This is a genomic window from Rhizobium indicum (assembly GCF_005862305.2).
Taxonomy (GTDB): Bacteria; Pseudomonadota; Alphaproteobacteria; order Rhizobiales; family Rhizobiaceae; genus Rhizobium; species Rhizobium indicum.
Genome location: NZ_CP054022.1, coordinates 617,154 through 643,432, shown reverse-complemented (window position 1 = coordinate 643,432; position 26,279 = coordinate 617,154). Strand labels below are relative to the sequence as shown.

The following is a 26,279-nucleotide window of genomic DNA, read 5'->3' as shown; positions in this document are numbered from 1 at the left end:
TCGTCTCAGCTGTGGTGGATCTCCGTTCCCAGCACCTTCAGGCATTCGCGGATAAAGGCGGCGAGCGCCGTCCAGCCCTTGGCCGAAACCATCGTGCCATCGACATAGGCTTCGGTTGGCGAGAGGTCGATATAGGTTCCGCCCGCCAGGGTGACTTCGGGTTCGCAGGCCCCAAGTGCACCCACCTTCTTGCCGCGAACGACACCGTCGACCGCGATCAGGATCTGGACCCCGTGGCAGATGGTGAAGATCGGCTTCTTCTGCTCGTGGAAATGACGCACCATTGCCTGCACCCGCTTGTCGGTGCGGATATATTCCGGTCCGCGCCCGCCGGCGCAGTAGACGGCATGATACTGGTCGAGCTGGTTCTCGGCCTCGGAAAATGTCTTGTTGATGGTGACGTTGTGCCCGAGTTTTTCGGTGTAGGTCTGGTCTCCCTCGAAATCGTGCAGCGACGTCCTGAGGATATCGCCGGCCTTCTTGTCCGGGCACACGACGTGCACCGTGTGGCCGACCGCCTCCATCGCCTGCTGATAGACGAAGATTTCGTACTCCTCGGTGAAATCGCCGGTGAGCATCAGGATTTTCTTGCCTGGCATGGGTTCTCCTCCTCTTGTCAGATCGGGCAGGCACGATCGTGCCTGCCGGGTTGCTCAGATTTCGTCGAATGCCGGCAACAGCCGGTCGCGCGAGTGTTCGATATGAATGCGCATTGCGTTCGCAGCCGCGCCCGGGTCGCGCGCCGCAAAGGCATCGAGCAGCGTCTGATGCTCGGCGAGCGCCTCCTCGGTGACGCGGCGATGGAACATCAGGCGGAAGATATGGAAATGCGTGTGCTGGAATGTCAGCATCTCGCGGATCAACTCGTTGCCGGCAAATTCCATGATCCGGTCGTGAAAGATGGCGTCCTGGCGAGCGAAGGCCGAATAGTTCGCTCGTTCGTCGCTGTTGTCGCTGCGTGTCATCACTCCTGCGGCCTCGGTGAGAATGGCGAGCTTTTCGTCGTTCATCGCCTCGGCTGCCTTCGCAGCGCCGGCAGGTTCCAACAGCAGACGCAGTTCATAGAGCTCGTCGAAGCGGTGGCGCGTGATCTGGGGCGCGGCACGATAGCCAACGAGATGCTGCTTGACGACGAGGCCTTCGCCTTCAAGCCGGCCGAGGGCTTCGCGGATCGGCGTATGGGAGACGTTGAACTCCTTGACCAGGTTGTCGACCGTGATGCGCGTCCCCGGCGCAATCTTCAACGACATGAGCTGGTTGAAGATTGCCTCGTAGACGTCGCCCGCCAGGCTGTTGGCGCGCGGTATCTGGGTTGTGCCCGTTGAGGGTTCCTTCGGTCTCGTCGAAATCATCTGCTGCCTTGCCTCTTGACAGGTTCAATCGCTAGCACGATGCTTCGGCCACGACAATCCTATATCCTATACGATTTAATATAGGGAGGAAAAATCATGCGCATATCCGAAGCGGCAGCGCTTGCGCTTGCCACGCGCCTGCTGGAAGAGCATGGCGCACCGCGTGACCATGCGGCCCTGCAGGCTCGCGTCCTGGTGACGGCGGAGATGAAGGGGCACCCCTCGCATGGCCTGTACCGGCTTCCGCGGTTGATCGAACGGATCGAGCGCGGGGTCATTGACCCGCAGACGAAGGGCACCCAGCGCTGGCGCGCGGATGCGGTGCTGGAGGTGGAGGGGTCGTCGGGATTTGGCCCCGTCGTCGCCATGGCCGCGATCGAACGGCTGGCGCCTCACATTGCGGATCTTGGTATCGGCCTTGTCGCCGTGCGCAATGCCAACCATCTCGGAATGCTCGCGCATTATGTGGAGGCCATCGCTGCAATGGGTTTCGTCGGCATCGCGCTCTCGTCAAGCGAGGCGCTGGTCCATCCCTTCGGCGGCACCCGGGCCATGCTCGGCACCAACCCCATCGCCATCGCCGTGCCGACCGCCGAGGAACCGCTCGTGCTCGACCTGGCCACCAGCCTCGTGCCGATGGGCAGGATCCATCATCACGCGGCGACCGGCAGACCTATTCCCGAGGGATGGGCGCGCGATGCGGCCGGTAACCCGACGACCGATCCGGGGCGTGCGAAGACCGGCGCGATTGCGCCCTTCGGCGACGCGAAGGGCTACGGCCTCGGTATCGCTTTGGAGCTGCTGGTGGCAGCTCTTGCCGGCTCGGCGCTCGCGCCGGATGTGCGCGGCACGCTCGACAGCCAGTCGCCGTGCAACAAGGGCGACGTCTTCATTTTGATCGAGCCCAGTCTGGCGCCGGGACTGCCGGCGCGACTGTCGACCTATCTCGATGCCGTGCGCGCTTCACCACCCGCCAGCACTGGCGAACCGGTTCTCGTCCCGGGCGATCGTGCCCGCCGGCGGCGGGCGGCAGCAAGCCGCAACGGTTTCGAGATCGACCAGCGCCTCTGGGAAGACCTCAACGCGCTTTCGCGCCCTCGCATCCTGGCCTTCGAGGGACAAAGATCATGAGCCTGTTTGCCGCCTTGAGGCTGCCGCGGGAAATCCTGTTTGGCGTCGGCCAGCGCCATGCGCTCGCGAGCGTCGCCAGCAGAACCGGCCGGCGCGCACTCGTCTGCACGGATGCGCGTTTTGCCGCAACACCCGTCTTCGCGGAAATGATCGCCGCGCTTGAAGCAGCCGGCATTGTCGTCCTGGTGCATGACCGGACGCTGCCGGACGTGCCGCAAGATACGGTCGCGGTTTGCGTTGAAGCCGCGCGCGGCTTTGAGCCCGATATGGTGATCGGCATCGGTGGCGGCAGCTGTCTCGACATGGCGAAATGCGCTTCGCTCCTGCTGGCTCATGGCGGCGCGCTCGCCGATTACTACGGTGAGTTCAAGGTGCCGGCGCCCGTCCTGCCGGTCATCGCCGTGCCGACGACGGCAGGCACGGGCTCCGAGGTGACGCCGGTTGCGGTTGTTTCCGATCCTGACCGTATCCTGAAGGTTGGCATTTCCAGCCCATATCTCATCGCCGCAGCGGCGATCTGCGACCCGGAACTGACCTTATCCTGCCCGCCTGGGCTTACGGCGATTGCCGGTGCGGATGCGTTGACGCATGCCATCGAAGCCTTCACGGCCATGCGCCGCCCCGGCGATCCTGAACTCGCGCAGCAGCATGTCTTCATCGGCAAGAGCGATCTCTCTGACCAGTTCGCGCTGCATGCCATCCGGCTCCTCAGCCGGAGCCTGGAAAAGGCCTTCGTCGACGGCGCCGACATCGATGCGCGCGCCGATGTGATGATGGGCGCGCTCGCAGCCGGCTGCGCCTTCGGAACGGCAGGCACCGCTGCGGCCCATGCCGTGCAATATCCGGTTGGTGCCGTGACCCATACGCCGCATGGGCTCGGGGTTGCGACCATGCTTCCCTATGTGATGACATATAATCGCCGCGTCTCGAGCGGGGACATCGCCATTGTCGGTAGGGCGCTCGGCCTCGATCCCACCGGCGTGGAGGACGACGAGACGCTTGCCGATGCCGCGATCGGCGAGGTGAGCCGTCTCTTCGCCGCGATCGGCATCTCGCCGACGCTTGCCGGGCTCGGCCTGCCGGAAGACCGGATCGACTGGGCCGCAGAGCAGGCGCTCGGCATCGGCCGGCTGATCAAGAATAACCCCCGCTCCTTCGATGCGGCCGCCATGCGCGGCCTGGTGCGCGCCGCTTATGACGGCGACCTGGCCGCTTCCGCCCTCTGACTTGGAAATCATCATGAACGTCAACCAGCATTCTTCACATCCAGACCACGATCCCTTCGGGCTCAACTCGTTCTCCCGCGGCCTCTATATAGGCGGCGCCTGGCGGCCTGCGGCTGGCGAGGGGCGGATCGACGTGATAGACCCCTCGACCGAGGCGGCCATTGCCTCCGTGCCCGATGCGACCCTTGCGGATGCGGCAGTGGCCGTGGAGGCTGCCGCAGGCGCCGCGGAAGGTTGGCGCGAGACGCCGCCGAGAAAGCGTTCCGAGATTCTGCGCCGCTGCTTCGAACTTATGGTGGAGCGCTCCGAAACGCTTGCCAGGCTGATTTCGCTCGAGAACGGCAAGGCGTTGCGCGACGCACGCGGCGAGGTGGCCTATGCGGCGGAGTTCTTTCGTTGGAACGCCGAGGAGGCGGTGCGCAGCTCTGGTGAGTTCGGCACTGCCCCGGCCGGTGGAAACCGCATCGTCGTCGATTACCAGCCTATCGGCATCTGCGTTCTCATCACACCGTGGAATTTCCCGGCCGCGATGGCGACCCGCAAGATCGCGCCGGCCCTTGCCGCAGGCTGCACCGTCATTCTGAAGCCGGCGAGCGAGACGCCGCTGACGGCCTATGCGCTTGCGGCTCTCTACGAGGAGGCTGGCGTGCCGCCGGGTGTCGTGAACGTGATGACAACATCGACGCCAGGCCCCGTCATCGCCGCCATGCTGACCGACCCGCGCGTGCGAAAACTCTCCTTCACAGGCTCTACGGGCGTCGGCCGCACGCTTCTGGCGGAAGCGGCGAAAAATGTCATCTCCTGCTCCATGGAACTTGGCGGCAACGCGCCGTTCATCGTTTTCGACGATGCGGACATCGACGCGGCGATCGAGGGTCTGATGGTCGCGAAAATGCGCAATGCGGGTGAGGCCTGCACGGCTGCAAACCGCATTTATGTCCAGTCCGGTATCCACGATGCCTTTGCGGAAAAATTTACCCGACGCATGGCCGCCCTCAGGGTCGGTCCGGGTGTGGATCTGGATACCGAGTGCGGTCCGATGATCACACGCAAGGCGGTGGAGAAGATCGAGCGCCTTGTTGCAGACGCCATTTCGCGCGGCGCGCGCGCGCTCTGCGGCGGACGAACATTGGCAGAACGCGGCTTCTTCTATCCACCGACGGTGCTCGTCGATGTTTCCCCGGCCTCCGACATGGGGTGCGAGGAGATTTTCGGTCCCGTCGCGCCGCTCTACCGTTTCGAGAGCGAGGCGGAGGTGATCGCTGCCGCCAACGATACGGAATATGGCCTCGCCGCCTACATCTATACCCGCGACATTGGCCGCGGCATGCGGGTCGCCTCCAAGGTCGAGGCTGGAATGATCGCGCTTAATCGTGGACTGGTCTCCGATCCCGCCGCCCCCTTTGGCGGTGTGAAACAGAGCGGCCTTGGGCGTGAAGGAGGGCAACACCATGGTATCGCGGAGTTCATGGAAGCCAAGTACATTGCGACAAGTTTCTGAGGGAGGAACTTGTGGCCGACCCGTTCCGCATTCGTGACCATGTCGCAGATTTCGACGCGATCGTTGGCGATATCCGAGCTCGCAGCCTTGCAACGCGGCGCACTGTCGCCATGGAGGCCAACGTCGCCTACGGGACTGCGCCGGGCGAGACGCTTGATATCTTCCTGCCAAACAGCGCCGGCTCGGATATGCCGATCCACATGTTCATCCATGGCGGCTATTGGCGGATGTTTTCCAAGGAGGACTATTCCTGCGTCGCTGAAACGATCACCGGCGCCGGCGCGGTCGCAGCCATCGTCGACTATTCGTTGATGCCCATGGCGCGAATGGACGTCCTGGTTGGTCAGGTCCTGAAGGCCAAGGCTTTCCTGCTGGCGCATGCCGATCGTTTTGGCGCCACACCAAAGCGGTTCTCCGTCAGCGGCCACTCCGCCGGTGCACATCTTGCAACCTTTCTCTTCCATCGCTCGCAAGCGCCTTCGGGCGTGGTTGCTGCATTCCTGCTTGGCGGGCTATACGATCTCGAACCCCTGCAGACGTCCTTCCTGCGTGACGAGATCGCCTTGTGCGACGAGGAGGTGCGACGGTTTACGCCCATGCGTCACGAGCACGATCCTGCAACACGTGTCGCTATCATGACCGGCGAACTGGAAACTGATCCGTTCAAAATACAGGCAAATGCGTTCAAGGACATTCTTGCCGCCCAAGGGCTCGACGTGCAGGCATCGCAGGTCGCAGACGGCAATCACATGAGCACGGTGCGCGATCTCGCCGTCGCTGGCTCGCCTGTGGCGGCAGCATTGCGCGCCTTGATTGCCAATGATGCCGGTGAGGAGCCGAAGCGATCAACCTCCCCTTGACCGCCGGTTTTTAGTGATCGTGGCAATCGAAGCGCGATGCATCGGCTCCTATGGCCGGTACCAAGTCGTGCCGATCCGCGTCGTCGAACGTCGCACAAAGGCCGACCGTGCCCTAAAAATCGGCCACTTTGCCCCAGGCGGTTCCCCCGAAGCGGTCGGGATGGTAGGGCCTCGGATCAACGATCGGCTCATCACCTGTGACGATATCGGCGATCAGATGACCGGCGCCCGGCCCGATGCCGAAACCGTGGCCGCTGAAGCCGGCAGCAAGGATGAAACCCGGCAAGGTGGCGATCTCGCCGATCCCCGGCACGCCGTCGGGCGTGCTGTCGATATAGCCTGCCCAGGCCGCGCTGATGGCGGTCTTCTTCAAGTCGGGCAGAAGCTCGAGCGCCCGCGCATGCGTAAGGGCAATGGTGGCCTCGTCGACCGCCGGCTCGAGGATGCGCATGCGCTCCATCGGCGTCGGCCTGTCGAGCCGCCAGCGGGTGAGAGTTTCGTGACCGGAGCGAAAGCCCTCCAACCCGCCGGGTGCGAGACTGCGCCAGCGCCGGGCGAACATCGGCAGGAACTGCCGCGCGAAGCGGAACTGCTGTGGAGTGGGATCGACGCGGGCGCGGCCGCTGATCGCCAGCGTGTGGCCGCCATCGCGGCGTCGCGTCACCGAAACGGCTGATGTATGCAGCGCATCCGGCAGGCTGCTTGCCCCTGGAGATACGGAGAGGATCGAGGAGCGTATCGAGGCTTGCGGAAATCGAATACCGAGCTGGCGGCAAAAGGAGGAGGCCCAGGCGCCGCCGGCGAGGACCGCAATCTTTGTCCGGATCGTGCCATGCTCGGTGACGACGCCCGAGAGCCTGCCGCCTTCGACGTCGAGGCCGCGGGCCGCACAGGACTGATGCACCGTGCCGCCGAGTTTCAGGATCGCGCGCGCGACGGCTGGCGCAGCGCTCGCCGGATCGGCGGTGCCGTCGGTCGGCGAAAACACCCCGCCTTTCCATGAGGTGCCGGTGGCACGCCCGCGTTCGGTCGCCTCGGCGCTGCTCAGCATAAGTGTCGTGACGCCGACCGAGCGGGCGAAATCGCGCCAGCGTGCCCAGGCGGACAGTTCCTCTTCGCTATTGCTCAGATAGAAGAGGCCGCAACGACGGAACCCGGTGTCCTCCCCGGTCTCAGTGGCGAAGCGCTCCCACAGGTCGAGGCTCTTCGTCGACATCGGCAATTCGCGGGCGTCGCGGTTCTGCTGGCGGCACCAGCCCCAGTTGCGGCTCGATTGTTCGGCGCCGATCAGACCCTTCTCGACGAGGGCCACCTTCAATCCGCGCCGGGCGAGATAATAGGCCGTGAAAACGCCGACGATGCCGCCGCCGATAACCACGACATCAGCGGTGGAAGGCAGTTCCGGCGTGGTGTCGACGCGAGTGAGAGGTGCGGGCATGGGAGAGTCTCCGTTTTAACGGTAGTGTAGCGGATCCGACGCCACGGCTTTGCCGGAGATCGGTTGGCGGCAGCAGAAGATTCCGTGTTGGGAGGATACCAGCAGCCGTTTGTGCTTCGGCCTGTCTCGCAACGCGATCGACAGGCCAACGTCATGTGCTAAGGTTGGTGCCGGGAACAAGCAGCATAATCTGCTGCGTCATTGGCGATCTCCAGCAAGTGAGGGCGTATGAGATGAAACTCGACCGGATCGACGTAAAAATCCTTTACGAACTGCAGAAGAATGGCCGCGTCACGAATGTGGAACTCGCCGAACTGGTCAATCTGTCGCCGAGCCCCTGCCTGATGCGGGTAAAGAAGCTGCAGTCGGAGGGCTATATCGAAGGTTATTCGGCTCAGATCAACGTCAGCAAACTTGGGCAGACGCTGACTGTGTTCACCGAGATCACCCTGAAGAACCATCGGCAGATCGATTTCGCTCGCTTCCTGGCGGCGATCGAAAAAGTTGACCAGGTGATCGAATGCCATCTGGTTTCGGGCGGCTACGATTATCTGCTGAAATTCGTCACCGCCGGGATCGACGAATACCAGACGATCATGGAGCGCCTTACCGATATGGACGTCGGCATCGACAAGTATTTCAGCTTCGTCGTCCTGAAATCGCCGATCATCAAGGCCCACATGCCGCTAACCACCTTGTTTCCGCATTAGGGCTATTTCAGCAAAAGTGAGCAGTTTTTGCGTCACTCATCAGTCCTGCGCGGATACTGCTCTCTCTGTCGCAGGTTGTTCTCCCTATAACTCTAAGCTTCTTCCGGTTGGAAGGACTTGCGACAAAATTTCGGCCTTACCTTCCAAAGCCATGTTCGCTGCCACTTGCTGGGCTCCTGCCGCGGAGTCGAGGCTTTCCAGCACGACCTGACCCGGTGGGCGCTTGATCTGGCAAGCGCCCAACTCTGGTTTCGAGGAGGGCAGAGCAGTTTGCTGCCTAATTTCTTGAAGCAAATCCGACCCGAGAAATTTCGCGTTAGAATCGTCGCTCAGTGCCGGCAATAAGCCCGCACCAGTTCCGGATCCTGCTGGAGCCCGTCGAGCCAGGCCGGATCGAGCGTTGGCACCGATGAGAAGAGCAGTTGCGAATAGGGGTGTTGCGGCGCCTTCACCGTCAGGGATGTGATTTCCTCGACCTTCCGGCCTCCATACATCACGACGATCTCGTCGCAGATCGCCTCCACCACCGAGAGGTCGTGGCTGATGAAGATGTAGGAGAGGCCGAGTTCGCGCTGCAATTCCTTGAGCAGGTCGATGACCGCGGCGGCGACCACCGTGTCGAGCGCCGAGGTAATCTCGTCGCAGAGGATCAGCTTCGGATCGGCGGCGAGCGCCCGGGCGAAGTTGACACGTTGCTTCTGGCCGCCCGAGAGTTCGCCCGGCCGGCGATGGCGCAGGTTGCGGGGCAGGCGTACCATGTCGAGCAGTTGATCGATCCGGGCGTTCCGCGCCTTTCGATCCATGCGGTGGTAAAAGACCAGAGGCCTGTCGAGAATGTCCTCGACCGATTTTGCCGGGTTGAGTGCGGTATCGGCATATTGGAAGACGATCTGCATCTCGCGCAACTCATCACGCGAACGCTCGCGCGCGTTGCGATGCAGTTCCGTGCCGTCGAAGACGATCTTGCCGACCGCCGCCGGCAGGATGCCGGCGATTGTGCGGGCGAGCGTCGACTTGCCGCAACCGGATTCGCCGATAATGCCGAGATTGCGGCCTCTTTCCACCTTCAGGCTCACATGCTCGACCGCGCGAACGAGCGGCAGGCCGTCAGCCTGGCGCTGCCCATAGCCCGCGACAAGACCTTCGATGCTCAGCAGGGGAGCCGTCGCGGGTTCGGCGAGGCCAGTTGCGCCGCGCGGTTTCGGTTCGAAGGCTGCGAGCAGCTCCCTGGTATAGGGGTGCTTGGCATTGTTGAGGATTTCGTCGGTGGTGCCGGTTTCCTGCGTCTCTCCGCCTTTCAACACCACGATGCGGTCGGCGATCTGCGCGACGACGGCAAGGTCGTGCGAGACATAGACGCCAGCGATACCACCCTTCTTCATCACCGACTTGAAAGCCCGCAGGACTTCGATCTGGGTCGTCACGTCGAGCGCCGTCGTCGGCTCGTCGAAGATGACGAGGGTCGGGTCGCCGATCAGCGCCATGGCGGCCGCCAGACGTTGCAGCTGGCCGCCGGAAACCTGGTGCGGATAACGGCTGCCGATCGTCTCGGGTTCCGGCAGGGACAGCGCCCGGAAGAGTTCGACGGCCCGGGCACGCGCCTCATCCGGTGACATCAGCTGGTGAATACGCGTGACTTCGATCACCTGGTCCATGATCGATGTGGCCGGGTTGAAGGCGGCAGCCGCCGATTGCGGGACATAGGCAACTTCGGTGCCGCGCACCTTGGCGCGCTGTTTCTCGCTGAGCGTGACCATGTCCTTGCCACCGACCGAAACGCTGCCGCCGGAGATGCGACAGCCCGCACGCGTATGGCCCATGAGGGTCAGGGCGATGGTTGTCTTGCCCGAGCCGCTCTCGCCGATCAGCGCGACGATTTCGCCCTCGGCAACATCGAGGCTGACACCCTTGATGATCTCGACGCGACGGCCGGAATCGGTGGTGGCTTCGACCTTCAGGTCACGGATTTCGATGAAATTGCTCATGACACACTCCGGTCGCGGATTTTCTGCGGCAGGTTGTCGATCAGCAGGTTGACGCTGATCGTCAGGCTGGCGATGGCAAACGAGGGAAACATCACCGCCGGCGCACCGAATGGCAGGCCGCCGATATTCTCACGCACCAGCGCACCCCAGTCGGCATAGGGCGGCTGGACGCCAAGGCCGAGGAAGGAAAGCCCGGAGAGCAGCAGAACGATGAAGACGAAGCGGATGCCGAGATCGGCAAGCACCGGTCCGACGATGTTGGGCAGGATTTCCGAGCGAATGAGATAGAGAGTGCTTTCGCCGCGGATGCGCGCAACCGTGATGAAATCCATCGCATTGATGTTGACGGCGAGCGCCCGGGCGAAGCGGTAAGCGCCGGGGATGTAGATCACCGACAGCGTCATGATCAGCACCGGGACCGAGGAGCCGACGGCAGCGACGACCACAAGGCCGAACAGCTTGCTCGGGATGGAGTTGAGCGCGTCGAGGAAGCGGCTGAGGATCGTGTCCAGCCAGCCGCCGGCGACTGCTGCGATCATGCCGAGCACGACGCCGCTGAAGCAGGCGATCGTCACCGCCGCCAGCGAGATACCGACCGTGTAGCGTGCGCCCATCAGAATCCTTGAGAGCATGTCGCGGCCGAGATAATCGGAGCCGAGCCAGAGTTCCCGGCTCATCGGGCCGAAATAGTCGAGATCGATGATCTCGCCGACGGGGTAGGGGATGATCCATGGCGCGAAGATCGCGACGAGCGCCCATAAGAGGATCACAGTGAAGCCGATCGCGCCGACGATGTTGAAGCGATAGCCAAACCGGGTTCCCGACAGCCGGCCGGAGGTGGTTTCGGAACTGGTCATGGTCATCGGAGCCTCGGATTGGAAAGGATGGCGATGATATCGGCGATGGTGATCAGCAGCAGATAGCCCAGGCAGAAAATCATCGCGCAGCTCTGGATCAGCGGCAGGTCGCGGGTGGCGACGGCATCCAGCATCAGCTTGGCGATACCGGGATAGTTGAAAATGGTCTCGACGATGATGACGCCTCCGAGCAGATAGGACAGCGAAAGCGCAACGGCATTGACGATCGGACCCAGCGCATTGGGCAGTGCATGGCGAAAGACGATGCGCGGCCGGGAGGCGCCCTTGAGCAATGCCATCTCGACATAGGGTGTATTGAGCGTCTCGATGACAGCCGCCCGCGTCATGCGGATCATCTGGGCCGAGACGACGAAGGTGAGGGTGATCACCGGCATAGCATAGACGCGCAACAGATCGGTCAGACTGTGGACCTCATTGGCGAAAGAAAGTGCCGGCAGCCATTTCAGATAGACGGCGAAGATGAGCGCTGCTGAGGTCGCGACCATGAACTCCGGCACGGAGATGACGCCGATGGTGATTACCGTGACGATACGATCGTAAAGGGTGCCGCGCAGCATCGCTGCGGTGATCCCGAGCGTCAGCGCAATCGGCACCGAGAACAGCGCGGTGACGCCGGCAAGTTTCAACGTATTGACAAAGCGGCCGGCGATGAGAGCGGCAATCGGCATTTCGTTGGCATAGGACGTGCCGAGGTCGCCTTGCAGTAGCCCGACTAACCAGCGCAGGAAACGAAAGAGCGCCGGTTCGTCGAGATGCATGGCCTTGCGCAGGCCTTCGACGGCTTCCGGCGTGGCGGCTTGGCCGAGCAGGATCGTCGCCGTATCTCCAGGCAACAGCGTTGTCGCGAAGAAGACGGCGAAGGAGACGATCACCAGGGTGATCACGGCGACGAACAATCTGCTCAGTACAAGGGATAAGACCTGGCGGTTCACGGGCGTCTTCCCTTTGCGTTCGAGTTGAGTTCCATCAATGCAGATGGAGGAACTGGGGCGCGGCTGCAGCCCCAGTCTCCTTTGCTTAATCAGGCTTCAAGCCAGACATATTCCGCGAAAGCGTATCCCATCTGGCCGCCTAGCGGGTTGGCTTCCAGGCCCTTGAGCTTGGCGGTCGTGGCATCGACGTTCGAGATATAGGCCGGAATGATTGTACCAGCTTCCTGGGCGACCATGCCCTGCATCTCGTTATAGATCGTCTTGCGCTTCTCTTGATCGAGAGAGCCGCGCGCCTCGATCAGCATCTTGTCGAACTTCTCCGACTTGTAGTGGCTTTCGTTCCACGGAGCGTCCGAGGTGTAGAGCAGGGAGAAGAGGATATCAGGGGTCGGCCGCGGGTTGATATTGCCGAAGTGGATCGGCGCCTTGAGCCAGTAATTGTCCCAGTAACCATCAGATGGCACTCGCTGCACATCGAGCTTCATGCCGATTTCGGCACCCGCCGCCTGGATGATCATGGCCATGTCGATCGACGAGCTCGCCGCATCGGAAGCGATGATCGGGATGGATTGGCCAAGCACGCCGGCCTTGTCGAAGTGGAACTTCGCCTTCTCAGGATCAAAGGCTCGCGCTTTCAGCTCTGCGTCATGATAGAAGTTCGCCGGCGAAACGGGTTGATCGTTGCCGACTTCACCGAGACCGCGCAGCGCCGATTTGACGATCTGTTCGCGGTTGACGAGATACTTCATGCCCTCGATGAAGTCTCGCTTGTTGCCGGGCTCCATATCCAGTCGCATGTTGAGATTGGTATAGTTGCCGGACGTCGTCTTCGACAAGGTGAAGCCGTCGCCCTGGGCCTCGACGAGGCGCATCGAGCGCGGATTGATCGTGGCTGCGAGATGGATGTCGCCCGCAAGCAGTGCGTTTACACGAGCATTGTCGTCGCTGATCGCGAAATATTCGAAAGAATCGACGTTCAGGCCGGATTTCCAGTAGTTCTTGTTCTTGATCCCGACCGAGCGAACGCCTGGTTCGAAGACTTCCTTGACGAAAGCGCCGGTGCCGTTGGCTTTGGTGAAATCGGTGGTGCCGTCGGCGACGATCATGAAGTGATGCATCGACAGGATGGTCGGCAGGTCGGCATTCGGGCTGGCCAGCGTGATCTCGACGGTCTGTTTGTCGACCGCCTTGAAGCCGGTCATCTGGGCGGCGATCTTGGCGACCTTCGAGCCGACGGACGGGTCGAGATGGCGCTTCAGCGAGAAGACCACGTCATCGGCCGTCAGCGGCTTGCCGTCGTGGAAGGTGACGCCCTTCTTCAGCTTGACCGTCCAGGTTTTCGCATCCTTGGATTCGATCGCCTCGGCAAGCTCCATCTGCGGCGTGCCTGATTTGTCGAGGAAGGTGAGGCGGTTATAGAAGGAGCAGCAACGGACATAGTCGGTGGAGAGCGATGCCTTGGCGGGGTCGAGCGTATCGGCCGTCGAGGACGACCAGCCGGCCGCCTTGAGCGAGCCGCCGGAAACGGGCGTGGCGGCGAGCGCCTTGCCGGCACGGCCAAGCACGAGCCCGCCGGCTGATATGGCCACGCCGCCCGCAAGCATCATATGCAGCAATTCGCGACGGGTGGCGCCACGACGGATGGCGCTTTCGATCTTGGCATCGTCCGATGTGGTCCAATTGGTGATCTTGTCGTTCATCTCATTCCCCTTTTCTTGTGTGGCGGGCTGCCCGTTGCGGGCAAGCCCGATCTGCTTTCAAAGTCAGGCGCGCGCAGCGGCCACGGCATCGGCAAGGCCGGCCATGGAGGTGAAATGGTAATCGGGTTTGGTGAATTCGGCCGGCTCGATCGTACCGCCATAACCCTTCTCGGCATGTCGCCGCTCGATCCAGCAATTGGTCAGCCCGAGTTTCCTGGAAATCCCGATATCGTGGTACTGGCTCTGGGCGACATGCAGGATGTCGTCCTTCGAATGTCCTTGCGAGACGACGTAGTCGAATACTTTCTCGAAGAATGCGGGATCGGGTTTCTCGGTCCCGGTATCATCCGCGGTGAAGGCGGCATAGAAGGGATTGCCGAGTTCCTTCTCGAAGAAATCGAAGGCCCAGCGGCGGGCGTTGGTCATCGCAACGAGACGGTAATCCTTCGCAAGACTTGCCAGCGCCGCGGCGCTGTCTGCAAAACCCTTCCAGCTCTTCGCCGAATCCCGCAGGCGTTCGCCATATTTTTGCTCAGTGGGCAGGCCGAGCTTCGGCGCGATCGCCAGGTATACGCGCACGAGGTCGTCCGGAAAGAGATCGGCATGCTCGGAATAGCGAGCTGCCCGATAGAGGCCGAGCGCCTGCTCGCCGTCGATTTCAGTCCCCGCCTCGGCCGCGATCTCGGCGAGGCAGGTCTTGAGGCCGCCCTCGAAGTCGATAAGCGTGCCGACGACGTCGAAGGTCATGTATTTGAATTCCGAAAGGCTCTTGCTCACGTGAATTCCCCAGTGTTCGGCTCCGTTGGGAGCTCGGCTTCTCGAAGAAGAAAATTCTGTTCCGCTGGCGGGGTCATTGTCCCGCTCTTGTATGGGAAGGCCCGCATCTGCCGGGATCCAGGCCTTTCGTTGACTTCAGTTTGTCACCTGCACTGCGCCGGATTCGCCGAATAGACACCATGAGGCGGCACAAAATACCGAATCTGACCGTTTCCCGATATTCTCAGGCCTGCAGCGCCCGACGCACATCCGGGTCCTCCAACGTCTCGTCCAGCGTAGTGCGGGTGCGCTCGACGATCGCGTCTATCTCCGTTTCGGTGCAGCAGAGCGGCGGCGCATAGCCGAGCACACCATTGCCGAAGGCGCGGATGACGAGGCCGTTTTCCCATGCGCGATCGAAGATGCGGCGGGCGGGTTCGGCAGATGCCGGCAACGGCGTTTTGTTCACCTTGTCGACCACGAGCTCGACGGCGGCGAGCATGCCGCGGCCGCGGACATCGCCGACGAGCGGATGATCCCTCAGCGATTCCAGGCCATGCATCAGCCGCGCACCGGCTCTGACGCCGTTTTCGAGAAGACCGTTTTCATAAAGCTTCAGGACTTCCAGGCCGACCGCGGCGCTAACGGGATGGGCCGAATAGGTATAGCCATGGCCGACGGCAGCAGCACCCGCGCCCTCGGCAATCGTTTGATAGACGTGATCGGCCATCAAGACGGCGCCCATGGGGACGTAACCCGAGGTGAGGCCCTTGGCGGTCGTCATGAAGTCGGGCACGACCTCATCCTCGCTGCAGGCAAAAAGCGGGCCGGTGCGGCCAAAGCCGGTGATCACTTCGTCCGCCACGAAAAGGATGTCGTGCGCGCGGCAGAATTCGCGCATGGCTTTCATCCAGCCTTTCGGCGGCACCAGAACGCCGCCCGAGCCCTGGATCGGCTCGACATAGAAGGCGGCAACGCGTTCCGGACCGATCGCCTCGACCTTGCTTTTCAGCGCCGCAAGCGAGGCGTCGATGATCGCCTGCGGATTGTCGCCCACCGGGTTGCGATAGGCATAGTGAGACGGGATCTTATGCTGCCAATCGAATGGAACGCCGAAGCCGGCATGGAAGGCAGGTAGCGCGGTCAGACCCGCGCCGACCGTCGAGGAACCATGATAGCCCTGTTCGACGGAGATGAACTGATCGCGCTGAGGCTGTCCACGGGCATGCCAATAATAGCGGGTGAAGCGGATCGTGCTGTCCACCGCATCGGAGCCGCCGAGCGTGAAATAGACGTGGTTGAGATCGCCCGGTGCGCGGTCGGCGAGTTCGCCGGCAAGCCGGATCGCGGGCTCTGAGCCGAGGCCGAAATAGGCCGTCGCATAGGGAAGCTCGCGCATCTGCCGGGCCGCCGCTTCGACGATGCTCTCGTGGCCGTAACCGGCATTGACGCACCAGAGGCCGGCGAAGCCGTCGATCAGCTGCTTGCCGGAGGCGTCGGTGACTGTCGCGCCCTTGGCCGAGGCCAGCACGCGCACGCCGAGCTTTTCGTGGCCGCGATAGGAGGCGACCGGATGGATGAGGTGGGCGCGATCGAGTTCGATGAGAGAATTGCTGTACATGGAGATCTCCGGATCAGCCGAGTGCCTGGCTGGCGAGGGCAAAGGTGGTGACGGCCGGGTCGGCGGCGTGATGGACGAGGGGCTTTTTCATCGTGATTCCGCCGCCGACATGGGCGAGCCCGTGTTCGGCGAGCCATGGCGAAAGCCCGGTCTCGGCCGTGGTGTCGACCCTGAGGAACCGTCCGGGCCGTCTGGCGATGAAATGTTCGATGAGTTTTCGGGCCTCGCCGACGTCGGCGGCCACCACGGGCCCGATCACTTCGCCGCGGCCGAAGGGGCGCAGGCAAGCGAAGCCCGAAACGTGGCCGTCTCGGCGAAGGACGGCGAATGCGCCGATCCCGGCCAAATAAGAGAGCAGCCCTTCGCGGTCGGCGCCGAAGGCAAGGCGGTCGAGTGCCGCGATGGCAGGGAGGTCGGCGTCGGTGGCGGCTTGCGTTTCCGCCGGCGCGGCGATGTCTCCGGCAAGGCCCTGATGTTGCGCCACGGTTCCCGTCTCGTGGAAGCCAAGCTTCTGGTAGAGCGGCAGGCCTGCCGTCGTCGCCACCAGCCTCAGCGGCCGGTCTCCGGCGGCCAGCAATGCGGCGTCCATTAGCTTGCGGCCGAGACCCCTGCCGCGCATCGTCTCGTCGACGATGACCATATTGATGGTCGCACAATCGCCCTTGTACGGCGTGACGAGTACTGTGCCGACGACCCTGCCATCCTCGACCGCAACCATCCCTTCGCTCAAAGCGAGCGCAAGCTGCCAATCTTCCGTCCGATGCGGCCAGCCCGCCTGCCGGGAGAGCGCGACGGCGGCTTCCAGATGGTCGGGGCCGAACGGGACGATTTCGATCTGACTTGCTTGCATGGGGGCGTCCTTCATGTCGTGCCCGCCAGTCTGCCGGAGCGCCGGCGGGCAGATCGTCTGAAGGCCATGGTTCAAGCAGTATCTTATGGCTTTGCCATCATCGGCCGCCGCATCTTATGCTAGAAGCGATCGATATCCATCCCACCCAGGTCCTGTCAGTGCATCATCGCCAGCGCTGCCGTAAAGAAATCTTCGCCTCCGAAGTTTCCTGATTTCAACGCCAGAAGCATGTCGCCCTGCGCATTGCCGACCGTGCGCAGCACCGGCACGCCGGGCGCAATCTCGGGGCCGATCAGAAATGCCGGAATAGCGAGCCTGTCGACTGCCGCGCCCGAGGTTTCGCCGCCGGCGACCACAAGGCGCCGCACGCCTCTCTCCACCAGTTCGGCTGTAATGATCGACGTCGCGGTCTCGATCGCATGGCCGGAGGCCTCTCGTCCATAGATCGATTGCAGCCGGGACACGGTTTCAGGCGAAGCACTCGCGGCGACCACGACGGGGCCGGCGGAGATGCGGTCTCCGGCCCAGGAAATTGCCGCGGCGATCTCATCGGGACCGGCAAGCAGCCGCTCCGGTTCGAGCCGCAGGACGGGCATCGATCGTTCGGCGATGTCGAGTTGATGGAGTGTCGCCTTGGAACAACTGCCGGCAACGATCGCTGAAAGCCCGCCCACCGGGCGAATGGCGTCCGCCGTCGTTGCGCCGCCGGAGGATATCCGGCCGGAGCGGACGAGCGCACGGGCAAGGCCGAGGCCGAGGCCGGACGCACCGGTGGACACCGGCGTCTCGAGAGCGACCTCGCCGAGCGTTTCAAGATCCCGTTCGAAAATCGCATCGGCGATAACAGCAGTGACGCCTGCGGTGCGAAAGGCATCGAGCCTCATTTTGACGGCGCCGGGTCCGGCCGCGATGGTCGTCAGATCGATTAGTCCGACAGCGTTGCGCGATTGTCGGGTGAGCACCCGAACGAGATTGGCGTCATGCATCGGATTGAGGGGGTGGTCCTTGAGCGGGCTTTCGTTCAGCGGCTGTCCGCCAACGAACAGATGGCCAAGATAGACGGTGCGTCCCGTTTCCGGAAAGGCGGGCGTTACCAGTACGATGCCGCCGCCGGCAGCATCGCTCAAGGCCTCGGTGACCGGACCGATATTGCCGGCATCGGTGGAATCGAAGGTCGAGCAGATCTTGTAAAGCACATGGCCGGCGCCCCGCTGACGCAGCCATCGCTCGGCGCTCGCCGCCGCCGCCACGGCGTCCGAGGCCGGGACGGAGCGGATCTTCAGAGAAACGACCACAGCGTCGACATCCGGTAGTGCCAGCGACGGGTCGGGGATGCCGACCGTCTGCACCGTGCGCAGACCGTTCTTCGTCAGCGTGTTGGCGAGGTCGGAGGCGCCCGTATAGTCGTCGGCGATTGATCCGAGCAAAATAGCCATCGTCTAGCTCCGTACAAAAGGTTTGAACCAGCCAAGACCGTCCAGTGTGTGGCCGCGCGGGATGTATTCGCAGCCGACGAAACCGTCGTAACCAAGGCGATCGATTTCGCCGAACAGATAGGGATAGTTCAGCTCCTCCCCATCCGGCTCGTTGCGGGACGGCACGCTGGCGATCTGGATATGGCCGGCAATCGGCAGCAGGCGTCGCAACGCCATGGTGACGTCGCCATGGATGATCTGGCGGTGATAGATGTCGAACTGGAGCTTCAGGTTCGGCAGACCGCATTCGGCGATCAGCCGTTCGGCGGCGCCGAAGTCGTTGAGGAAATATCCAGGCATGTTTCGGCCGTTGATCGGCTCGAGCAGGAGATCGATGCCCTTTTCCGCAAGCCGCCCGGCAGCATAGGTGACGGAGCGCCGATAAGAGGAGGCGGCGTCTTCGTCATGAAGGTCGGCGATGCCTGCCATCAAGTGCAACCGTCTGACGCCCGTTGCCGCCGCATAGTCCAGTGCCCGCTCGACATCCGCTTTCAGCGCATCGAACCGTCCGGGAAGAGCGGCGATGCCACGTTCGCCTGCTACCCAGTCGCCCGGCGGCAGGTTGAACAAGGCCTGCTGCAGATTGTTGCGGGCAAGCCGTTCGGCGATTGCCTCGGGCGTGGCTTCATAGGGAAAGAGGTATTCGACGGCGGCAAAGCCGGCATCGGCTGCGGCGTCGAAGCGGTCGAGGAACGCCCATTCGTTGAACATCATCGTCAGGTTGGCGGCGAAAACCGGCATATCTAGCGTTCCTTTTACAGGCTCTGCGGCTCTTTGGTGGAGCTGGGCAATTCAGCGCCGGAAAGCTTGGCATAGAGCCGCGCCAGCGAGGAATCGTCGTCACGGCCCATGCCCGCCCCGGAGGCGGCCAGATACATCTGCAGGGCTGCTGCCGCGAGCGGTACGGGATAACGCTCGGAGCGGGCCATGTCCTGGACGATACCGAGATCCTTGACGAAAATCTCGATGCTGCTGAGCGGAGTATAGTCTCCGGCCAGCACATGCGGCACGCGGTTTTCGAACATCCAGGAATTGCCGGCCGATGCCGTGATCACCTCATAGACCTTGTCGAGGTCGAGGCCCTGCTTGGCGGCAAAGGTTATGGCCTCACAGGCGGCCGCGATGTGCACACCGGCGAGAAGCTGGTTGATCATCTTGAAGGCCGCGCCTTTTCCGGCCTCGTCGCCGAGCTCGTAGACCTTGGCGGCCATGGCGTCGAGACCCGGGCGCGCCGTATCGAAGGCCTGTCCGGAGCCGGATGCCATGATCGTCAGTTCGCCACGCGCCGCCTTGGCCGCACCGCCCGAAATCGGCGCGTCGAGGTAATGCAGGCCGAGAGCCTCCACCCGCCCGGCCAGATCGCGCGCGACGGCGGGATCCATGGTGGCCGACGAGACGAAGACGGCGCCGGGCTTCATCGCATTTGCGACGCCTTGAGGCCCGAACAGCACGGCCTCGGTCTGCGCGCCGTTGACGACCACGGAGACGACGATGTCGGCATCCTTTGCCGCAGCGGCTGGGGTCGCCGCGCCACGTCCGCCCTCGGCGACGAAGCGGTCCACTGCCGCCGGCGTGATGTCATATCCAACGACATCGAGACCTGCGCGCTTCATCGACTGGGCCATTCCAAGCCCCATGGAACCAAGACCGATGACGGCCGCGATAATGCCGGGACCTGAGTTTTCAGCAAGCGGTGACATGAGGAGCTTCTCCAGTCTTGTGAGGAAAGGTCTGCGCCCCTCCGGGTATTATCCCGGAGGAGCTGTAGCTCAGCGATTGACGCTTTTCGCAGGAACCGTCAACACGGCCAGCGAACCAATGATTAACGCAGCCGCCAGCAGATACATGCCGGCGCTGTTGGTGCCGGTGAAGTCTTTGAGATAGCCTACCAGAAACGGCCCGAGAAACCCGGCGAGATTACCGACCGAGTTGATCCAGGCAATGCCGGCCGCAGCGCCCGTGCCGGCGAGAAAAGCCGTCGGAAGCGACCAGAACAGCGGCGCGCAACTGATGGCGCCGGCGGCAGCCAGCGAGAGGCAGACAATCGAGACCGTCGTGCTCGTCGCCATCGTCGCCGCGACGAAACCACCGGCGGCGATGAAGGCCGGGACGACGAGGTGCCAGCGGCGTTCGCGCAGCCTGTCGGCGGAACGTCCGAGCGCCAGCATCACGACGAATGTGCAGATATAGGGGATTGCAGAAATCAGGCCGATATTGAGGTTTCCGTTGACGCCCGAGGCCTTGACGATGGTCGGCATCCAGAAATTCAGGCCATATTGCCCGAGCACGAAGCAGAAATAGATCAGGCACATCAGCCAGACGCGGCGGTCGGTCAGCGTTGCGCCGATGCTGTGCGGGCTTGCTGTCTTGGCCCGGTTCTCCGCCTCGATATTGGCCGTCAGCACGCGTTTTTCCTCATCGCTCAGCCATTTCGCGCCCTGGATCGTGTCATCAAGGTAGAAGAACGTCGCAACGCCGAAAAGAATAGCCGGAATGGCTTCGATCAGGAACATCCACTGCCAGCCGGAAAGTCCGTGCGTGCCGTGGAAACTGTCCATCAGGAGACCCGAAAGCGGATTGCCGAAAATGGCGGATATCGGGATCGCCGACATGAAGGTTGTGATGATCCTGGCGCGGCGATGAGCCGGATACCACGCGGTCAGATAGAGAATGATGCCGGGAAAAAATCCGGCTTCGGCAACGCCCAGCAGGAAACGCAGGACATAGAAGACGGTTTCCGAGGAGGTGAACATGAAGGCGGCGGAAATGACGCCCCAGGTAAGCATGATGCGGGCGATCCACACCCGCGCGCCAACCTTGTTCATGATGATGTTGCTCGGCACTTCAAACAGAAAATAGCCGATGAAGAAAATGCCTGCGCCGACGCCATAGGCGGCTTCCGAGAGGCCGAGCTCGCTCGACATCTGCAGCTTGGCGAAGCCGACATTGACGCGGTCGAGATAGGCGACCACGTAGCACAGCATCAAAAAGGGTACGATGCGCCAGAATACCTTGCCATAGGCACGGTCTTCGAGCGTCTGGGCGGGATGTACGCCAACAACTGGCGCCTGCGTCTGCAGCGTCATGATTTTCTCCTCCGATTGTTGCCGCGGTCTCCTTGAGATCCTACCGCGGCACGCCATGCCATTTTTTTTGGCAGCGCTGCCATTCTCATTAACCCATTTTGGCAGCGCTGCCAACGGTAAATTGGTAGCGCTGCCAAAAAAACCTTGCTTCTTGACGGTAGCGGTGAAAAATGGGGGCAGAGCGGTGGTCATCGGGCCGGCAGGCCGGGCAACCACCTCAACAGTCGGGTTCAAACGTAACGATGGAATTCAAACATCAGGCGACGGTGACGCTTGCCGAGGTCGCGGAAGCGGCCGGTGTTGGCGAGAGCACGGTGTCGCGCGTACTGCGCAACCACGGTTCGTTTTCCGGCAAGACGCGCGAGCGGGTGATGGCTGCCGTCGAGCGGCTGGGCTATGTGCCGAACCGGATTGCGGGAACGCTGGCCTCCACCGGTTCGCGTCTTGTGGCCTTCGTCATTCCCTCGCTGTCCAACATCGTCTTTCCCGATGTGCTGCGCGGCGCCAGTGCCGTTCTGGAGGAGAACCGGTATCAGGCGGTCTTCTCCGTGACGGACTATGATCCGGGCAAGGAGGAAGCGCTCGCCGCCGCGATGCTTGCCTGGCGGCCGGCGGCGGTCATGCTGGCGGGATGCGAGCATACCGAGGGCACGGTGAAGATGCTGCGCGCCAGCGGGTGCCGGGTCGTCGAACTGCTCGATCTGGACGGCGATGCTCTCGATATCGCGGTCGGTTTCTCGAACCGCGCGGCCGGGCGGGAGAGCGCTGCATTCCTGCTGAAGCGGGGCTATCGCCGGATCGGCTATGTCGGCCACGACCTGAACCGCGATACCCGTGCCGGCAAGCGGTTTTCCAGCTTTTGCGAAACGCTCGCTGCGCATGACGCCCCGCTCGTCGCCCGCGAGATTCTCCCAGGCGCTTCGTCCGTGGAAAATGGCAGGCTGGGGCTGGAGCGGCTGCTTGCCCGGACGACCGATCTCGATGCGGTTTATTTCTCCAATGACGACATGGCGCTGGGCGGCTATTTTCACTGTCTGGCTAAGGGAATCGCGATCCCCTCGAAGCTCGCCATTTTCGGCTATAACGGCCTCGATATCGGCCGGGCAACACCGCAGCCGTTGTCGACCATCCGAACGCCGCGCGTCGCGACCGGGGAGATCGCCGCGCAACTGGTCGTCACCAATGCGCCGCCACAGGCCGTCGATCTCGGCTTTGAATTGATCGAAGGGGCTACCGCCTAATATCGGAGGAACTGTCATGTCCGACGCGCGCCTGCGTGAGGAAATCTGCCGATACGGCCGCTCGCTGTTCGAACGCGGGCTGACGCCCGGTTCGTCGGGCAACATATCGTTACGGCTGGAGGATGGCGGCTGGCTGGTCACGCCGACCAACGCGTCGCTCGGCTTTCTCGACCCGGCACGGATCTCCAGGCTCGATGCCGAAGGCCGGCTCCTGTCCGGCGACAAGCCGACCAAGGAAATTCCGCTGCACACTGCCCTTTACGATACGCGCGGCAGCGCCCGCGCAATCGTCCATCTTCACTCTACCCACGCGGTGGCACTGACCATGCTGCCGGAGATCGATCCGCGCGCCGCCCTGCCGCCGATGACGCCATATTATCTGATGCGCGCCGGCGAAACCGCGCTGGTGCCCTATTATCGTCCCGGCGATCCGGCGGTGGTTGACGCGATCCGCGGACTGGCGGGCAAATATTCGTCAGTGCTTCTGGCCAATCACGGACCTGTTGTCGCCGGCGACAGCCTGGAGGCTGCGGTCTTTGCGACCGAGGAACTGGAGGAAACGGCGAAGCTCTATCTGCTGTTGCGCAACCTCAATCCCCGTTTCCTCAGCCCGGCGCAGGTGGCCGATCTCGTCAACACCTTCGGCCTCGACCTCCCGTCGCATCACGATCATGATCACGACGGCGATTGAATGAGTCACTCCGCCGGCCGTTGACCGCGGGCAGGCGCGCAACCTTCTGCCAAACCCTGCTTTCGATACGATAGATTCTGCTTCCGATGGCGGCAATTCAGGCGAGCTGTGGGTGAAGCGGTGCCTATGATTGTGACACGTCCCCAGTTCCGATCGCTCAAGGATACGCAGATGACGACGTTCCGTCCGAAATACATCACCTTCGACTGCTACGGCACGCTGACCAACTTTCAGATGGCGGAAGCGGCGCGCGACCTCTACGGCGAAGAGCTCGGCGAGCCACGTATGGCGGAGTTCATCAAGAATTTCGCCGCCTATCGGCTCGACGAGATCCTGGGCGACTGGAAACCCTATGCCGAGGTCGTACACAATTCGCTCGAGCGGACATGCAAGCGCAACGGCGTGACATTTCGCGACGAAGCCGCCCGGATGATCTATGAGCGGGTTCCGACCTGGGGGCCGCATTCGGACGTTCCGGCCGGTCTCGCCAAGGTCGCCAAGGAAATCCCTTTGGTCATCCTCTCCAACGCCATGAATTCGCAGATCATGTCGAACGTCGAAAAACTGGGCGCGCCCTTCCATGCGGTCTATACCGCCGAGCAGGCTCAGTCTTATAAGCCACGCTTCAAGGGCTTTGAATATATGCTCGATATGCTGGGCTGCGGGCCGGAAGACGTGCTGCATTGCTCGTCCTCCTTCCGCTACGACCTGATGTCGGCCCACGATCTCGGCATCAAGAACAAGGTTTGGGTCAATCGTGGCCACGAGCCGGCCAACCCCTATTACGGCTATGTCGAAATTCCTGACATCTCGGGCCTGCCTGGCGTCGTCGGGCTCTGACGGAGACGCGCGGATGCAATTCGAATCCTACTGGCACAACACCGCCCAGCCCTTTGCCGGCGGCGCTCAGGGCCCCGTCGAAGGACATTATGACGTCGCCGTCATCGGCGCCGGCTTCACCGGGCTTGCCGCTGCGCGCCAGCTTGCGAAAACGGGCGTCAAGGTCGTCGTGCTGGAAGCCGAAAGGGTCGGCTGGGGGGCATCGGGGCGCAATGGCGGCCACCTCAACAACGGGCTCGCCCACAGTTTCCTGTCCGCCAAATCAGCACTCGGCGTGGAGCGGGCCGTCGCCCTCTACAAGGCGTTCGACGATTCCATCGACACGATCGAGGCGATCATTGCCGAAGAGGGAATCGACTGCAATTTCCGCCGCGCCGGCAAGCTGAAGCTCGCTTCCAAGCCGCAGCATTTCGATGCCATCGCCCACAATTTCGAGGCTGTTCACAGAGAGGTCGATCCGGACACGGCGCTTCTGACGGCGAGTGACCTGAAAAGCGAGGTCGGCTCGCCCTTCCATGGCGCCATGCTCTCGAAGAAGAGCGCGATGATGCATATGGGCCGCTATGTCGCGGGGCTCGCCACTGCGGCCACTCGTCACGGTGCCGCCATCTTCGAAAAGGCCTCCGTGACCGCGCACCGGCAGGGCAACGGTCGCCACAGCCTTGAGACCGCACGCGGCACCGTCACCGCAGATCACGTCCTGGTCGCGACAGGCGCCTATACGCCGTCGCTGTTTAATTATTTCCGCCGCCGGATCATTTCCGTCGGCAGCTTTCTGATCGCGACCCGTCCGCTGACCGACGCCGAAATCGCCGCTGCGATGCCGGGCAACCGCACCTGTGTCACGTCGATGAACATCGGCAACTATTTCCGGCTGTCGCCCGACAAGCGGCTGATTTTCGGCGGTCGCGCCCGGTTTTCCGCCAAATCGGATCAGCGCTCGGACGCAAGGAGCGGCGACATTCTCCGCGCCAGCCTGGCTGAAATCTTCCCGCAGCTTGCCGGCGTCGAGATCGACTATTGCTGGGGCGGGCTCGTCGACATGACGAAGGACCGCTATCCGCGTGCCGGCTATGTCGATGGTGTCTGGTATGCCATGGGTTATTCCGGCCACGGCGCCCAGCTCTCCACCCATCTCGGCATGATCATGGCCGACGCCATCCTCGGCAAGGCCGACCGTAATCCGATCAAGGGGCTCGAATGGCCGGCCGTTCCCGGCCATTTCGGAAAGCCGTGGTTCCTGCCGCTCGTCGGGCTCTATTACAAGACCCTCGATCGCTTCCAGTAACGGACCGGATCAGTCCGATTGCAGCCGAAACGGCTCGATGGGGGCAGGATTGAGATGAGCACCTGCGCGGAGTTCAACTATCTGGCCTCGCTGACTGGATAGATCCTGAGAATCCCAAGGCGGTTATCAGTCGTGATCGCTGCAATACCCGCTTCATATGCGGCGCGGACGATTGCCTCATGCAATTGCTCGGGTTCGCTCTCTCCGGTAAGGACCTCCAAACAGATTCTCACCGCCGTGAGGAATTCCTCACCATCGTCGGTGGGCCATTCCTTCAGCAACAGTTGGGCAGCCTCGTGAGCGGTACGGATCACCTTGCGATCTTTCCCTTCGGCAAAAACAAGAATTATCGTTGGGAACTTTCTCACCATATCGAATCTCATTGCCCCTGAACTCCGCGGGACGGCCAGTGCCAATGCCGGGCCATGGTTCGGACCGAGATTGGCCGCACATGCTCGTCAACCATCTTCCGCGTCATCTCGACAATCACGTGCCTATCCTCCGGTTGGTGGGAAGGAGGAGTTCGCTAGATTGGCTTTTAGCTCGCGGGCTGCCGCCTCAAGGAGTCGCTTGAATTCTTCGGAGGTCACGCCATCCGCGCGCATCACCATGGCGATCAGTGGATCACGAAGAGCTTCGGTTATCGTCAGCTCATCGTTCTTTCCGGCAGTTGCGCCAACGGAGCAACAATATTCCGAGGAAAATAGCGCGATCATGG

The 26,279-nt window shown here is 62.5% G+C and carries 25 protein-coding genes; 9 read left to right on the top strand and 16 right to left on the bottom strand.

Going from position 1 to position 26,279, the window contains the following annotated elements; all coding sequences use genetic code 11:
• Positions 1-5 precede the first annotated feature (5 nt).
• Both FFM53_RS27365 and FFM53_RS27360 read right to left on the bottom strand, forming a co-directional pair.
• The gene (locus tag FFM53_RS27365) at positions 6-599 is read right to left on the bottom strand and encodes a DJ-1/PfpI family protein (protein ID WP_064246445.1); all 594 of its coding nucleotides are present in this window, start codon (positions 597-599) and stop codon (positions 6-8) included.
• Positions 600-653: 54 nt separating this feature from the next.
• A complete protein-coding gene (locus tag FFM53_RS27360; protein WP_138388669.1) occupies positions 654-1,352 on the bottom strand; it encodes a GntR family transcriptional regulator in 699 nt (232 codons plus the stop codon).
• A gap of 96 nt (positions 1,353-1,448) precedes the next feature.
• Here FFM53_RS27360 and FFM53_RS27355 point away from each other — a divergent pair, with 96 nt between their 5' ends.
• From FFM53_RS27355 to FFM53_RS27340, 4 genes are read left to right on the top strand one after another with little or no spacing between them, the layout of a single operon-like run.
• Positions 1,449-2,483, top strand: a complete 1,035-nt coding sequence (locus FFM53_RS27355; protein WP_138388670.1) for an Ldh family oxidoreductase — start codon at positions 1,449-1,451, stop codon at positions 2,481-2,483.
• Complete coding sequence (locus FFM53_RS27350; RefSeq protein WP_138388671.1) at positions 2,480-3,709, top strand: iron-containing alcohol dehydrogenase; 1,230 nt, start codon at positions 2,480-2,482, stop codon at positions 3,707-3,709. The genes FFM53_RS27355 and FFM53_RS27350 overlap by 4 nt, the downstream gene beginning before the upstream one ends.
• Positions 3,710-3,722: 13 nt before the next feature.
• The gene (locus FFM53_RS27345; RefSeq protein ID WP_138388672.1) at positions 3,723-5,210 is read left to right on the top strand and encodes an NAD-dependent succinate-semialdehyde dehydrogenase; all 1,488 of its coding nucleotides are present in this window, start codon (positions 3,723-3,725) and stop codon (positions 5,208-5,210) included.
• An 11-nt stretch (positions 5,211-5,221) separates the two neighbouring features.
• On the top strand, positions 5,222-6,070 hold the full coding sequence (locus tag FFM53_RS27340; protein ID WP_246413221.1) for an alpha/beta hydrolase: 849 nt from the start codon (positions 5,222-5,224) through the stop codon (positions 6,068-6,070).
• Positions 6,071-6,182: 112 nt separating this feature from the next.
• On the opposite strand, the gene FFM53_RS27335 is transcribed toward FFM53_RS27340, so the two are convergent.
• Positions 6,183-7,508: an NAD(P)/FAD-dependent oxidoreductase gene (locus tag FFM53_RS27335; RefSeq protein WP_138388674.1), complete on the bottom strand. Its 1,326-nt coding sequence runs from the start codon at positions 7,506-7,508 to the stop codon at positions 6,183-6,185.
• Between the two features lie 233 nt (positions 7,509-7,741).
• On the opposite strand from FFM53_RS27335, the gene FFM53_RS27330 reads away from it, so the two are divergent.
• On the top strand, positions 7,742-8,218 hold the full coding sequence (locus FFM53_RS27330; protein WP_003549758.1) for an Lrp/AsnC family transcriptional regulator: 477 nt from the start codon (positions 7,742-7,744) through the stop codon (positions 8,216-8,218).
• Between the two features lie 329 nt (positions 8,219-8,547).
• Here FFM53_RS27330 and FFM53_RS27325 read toward each other — a convergent pair whose 3' ends face one another.
• The 11 genes from FFM53_RS27325 to FFM53_RS27275 all read right to left on the bottom strand — a co-directional run bounded on the left by FFM53_RS27325 (position 8,548) and on the right by FFM53_RS27275 (position 21,501).
• Complete coding sequence (locus FFM53_RS27325) at positions 8,548-10,203, bottom strand: ABC transporter ATP-binding protein (RefSeq protein WP_138388675.1); 1,656 nt, start codon at positions 10,201-10,203, stop codon at positions 8,548-8,550.
• Positions 10,200-11,066, bottom strand: coding sequence for an ABC transporter permease (locus FFM53_RS27320; RefSeq protein ID WP_131620223.1), 867 nt, complete (start codon positions 11,064-11,066; stop codon positions 10,200-10,202). Before FFM53_RS27320 ends, FFM53_RS27325 begins: the two co-directional genes overlap by 4 nt.
• Entirely contained in the window at positions 11,063-12,013 is a 951-nt protein-coding gene (locus tag FFM53_RS27315) for an ABC transporter permease (RefSeq protein ID WP_028742929.1), read from the bottom strand. Before FFM53_RS27315 ends, FFM53_RS27320 begins: the two co-directional genes overlap by 4 nt.
• 89 nt (positions 12,014-12,102) lie before the next feature.
• Positions 12,103-13,713 carry an ABC transporter substrate-binding protein gene (locus FFM53_RS27310; RefSeq protein WP_138388676.1) on the bottom strand — a complete coding sequence of 537 codons (1,611 nt, stop codon included), beginning with the start codon at positions 13,711-13,713 and terminating at the stop codon, positions 12,103-12,105.
• A 63-nt stretch (positions 13,714-13,776) separates the two neighbouring features.
• On the bottom strand, positions 13,777-14,490 hold the full coding sequence (locus tag FFM53_RS27305) for an HAD-IA family hydrolase (protein ID WP_138388677.1): 714 nt from the start codon (positions 14,488-14,490) through the stop codon (positions 13,777-13,779).
• 223 nt (positions 14,491-14,713) lie between these two features.
• Positions 14,714-16,090 carry an aspartate aminotransferase family protein gene (locus FFM53_RS27300; protein ID WP_138388678.1) on the bottom strand — a complete coding sequence of 459 codons (1,377 nt, stop codon included), beginning with the start codon at positions 16,088-16,090 and terminating at the stop codon, positions 14,714-14,716.
• Positions 16,091-16,103: 13 nt separating this feature from the next.
• Positions 16,104-16,940 carry a GNAT family N-acetyltransferase gene (locus tag FFM53_RS27295; RefSeq protein ID WP_138388679.1) on the bottom strand — a complete coding sequence of 279 codons (837 nt, stop codon included), beginning with the start codon at positions 16,938-16,940 and terminating at the stop codon, positions 16,104-16,106.
• Positions 16,941-17,095: 155 nt separating this feature from the next.
• Complete coding sequence (otnK, locus tag FFM53_RS27290; protein ID WP_138388680.1) at positions 17,096-18,376, bottom strand: 3-oxo-tetronate kinase; 1,281 nt, start codon at positions 18,374-18,376, stop codon at positions 17,096-17,098.
• Positions 18,377-18,379: 3 nt separating this feature from the next.
• Positions 18,380-19,156 carry a 2-oxo-tetronate isomerase gene (otnI, locus tag FFM53_RS27285; protein ID WP_138388681.1) on the bottom strand — a complete coding sequence of 259 codons (777 nt, stop codon included), beginning with the start codon at positions 19,154-19,156 and terminating at the stop codon, positions 18,380-18,382.
• Positions 19,157-19,170: 14 nt separating this feature from the next.
• The gene (gene ltnD, locus FFM53_RS27280; RefSeq protein WP_138388682.1) at positions 19,171-20,115 is read right to left on the bottom strand and encodes an L-threonate dehydrogenase; all 945 of its coding nucleotides are present in this window, start codon (positions 20,113-20,115) and stop codon (positions 19,171-19,173) included.
• Positions 20,116-20,184: 69 nt separating this feature from the next.
• Complete coding sequence (locus FFM53_RS27275; protein WP_138388683.1) at positions 20,185-21,501, bottom strand: MFS transporter; 1,317 nt, start codon at positions 21,499-21,501, stop codon at positions 20,185-20,187.
• A gap of 242 nt (positions 21,502-21,743) precedes the next feature.
• Between FFM53_RS27275 and FFM53_RS27270 the strand changes: the two genes are divergently transcribed.
• The 4 genes from FFM53_RS27270 (at position 21,744) to FFM53_RS27255 (ending at position 25,561) form a co-directional block, all read left to right on the top strand.
• The gene (locus FFM53_RS27270) at positions 21,744-22,742 is read left to right on the top strand and encodes a LacI family DNA-binding transcriptional regulator (protein WP_138332534.1); all 999 of its coding nucleotides are present in this window, start codon (positions 21,744-21,746) and stop codon (positions 22,740-22,742) included.
• Positions 22,743-22,758: 16 nt separating this feature from the next.
• The gene (gene otnC / locus FFM53_RS27265; RefSeq protein ID WP_138332536.1) at positions 22,759-23,433 is read left to right on the top strand and encodes a 3-oxo-tetronate 4-phosphate decarboxylase; all 675 of its coding nucleotides are present in this window, start codon (positions 22,759-22,761) and stop codon (positions 23,431-23,433) included.
• Between the two features lie 171 nt (positions 23,434-23,604).
• Entirely contained in the window at positions 23,605-24,273 is a 669-nt protein-coding gene (locus tag FFM53_RS27260) for a haloacid dehalogenase type II (RefSeq protein WP_138388684.1), read from the top strand.
• Between the two features lie 13 nt (positions 24,274-24,286).
• Positions 24,287-25,561: an NAD(P)/FAD-dependent oxidoreductase gene (locus FFM53_RS27255; protein ID WP_138332540.1), complete on the top strand. Its 1,275-nt coding sequence runs from the start codon at positions 24,287-24,289 to the stop codon at positions 25,559-25,561.
• A gap of 77 nt (positions 25,562-25,638) precedes the next feature.
• Here the strand turns inward: FFM53_RS27255 and FFM53_RS27250 are convergent, their stop codons facing one another.
• Complete coding sequence (locus tag FFM53_RS27250) at positions 25,639-25,944, bottom strand: DUF982 domain-containing protein (protein ID WP_003549782.1); 306 nt, start codon at positions 25,942-25,944, stop codon at positions 25,639-25,641.
• 111 nt (positions 25,945-26,055) lie between these two features.
• The gene (locus tag FFM53_RS27245) at positions 26,056-26,277 is read right to left on the bottom strand and encodes a hypothetical protein (protein WP_138388987.1); all 222 of its coding nucleotides are present in this window, start codon (positions 26,275-26,277) and stop codon (positions 26,056-26,058) included.
• Positions 26,278-26,279: the final 2 nt, after the last annotated feature.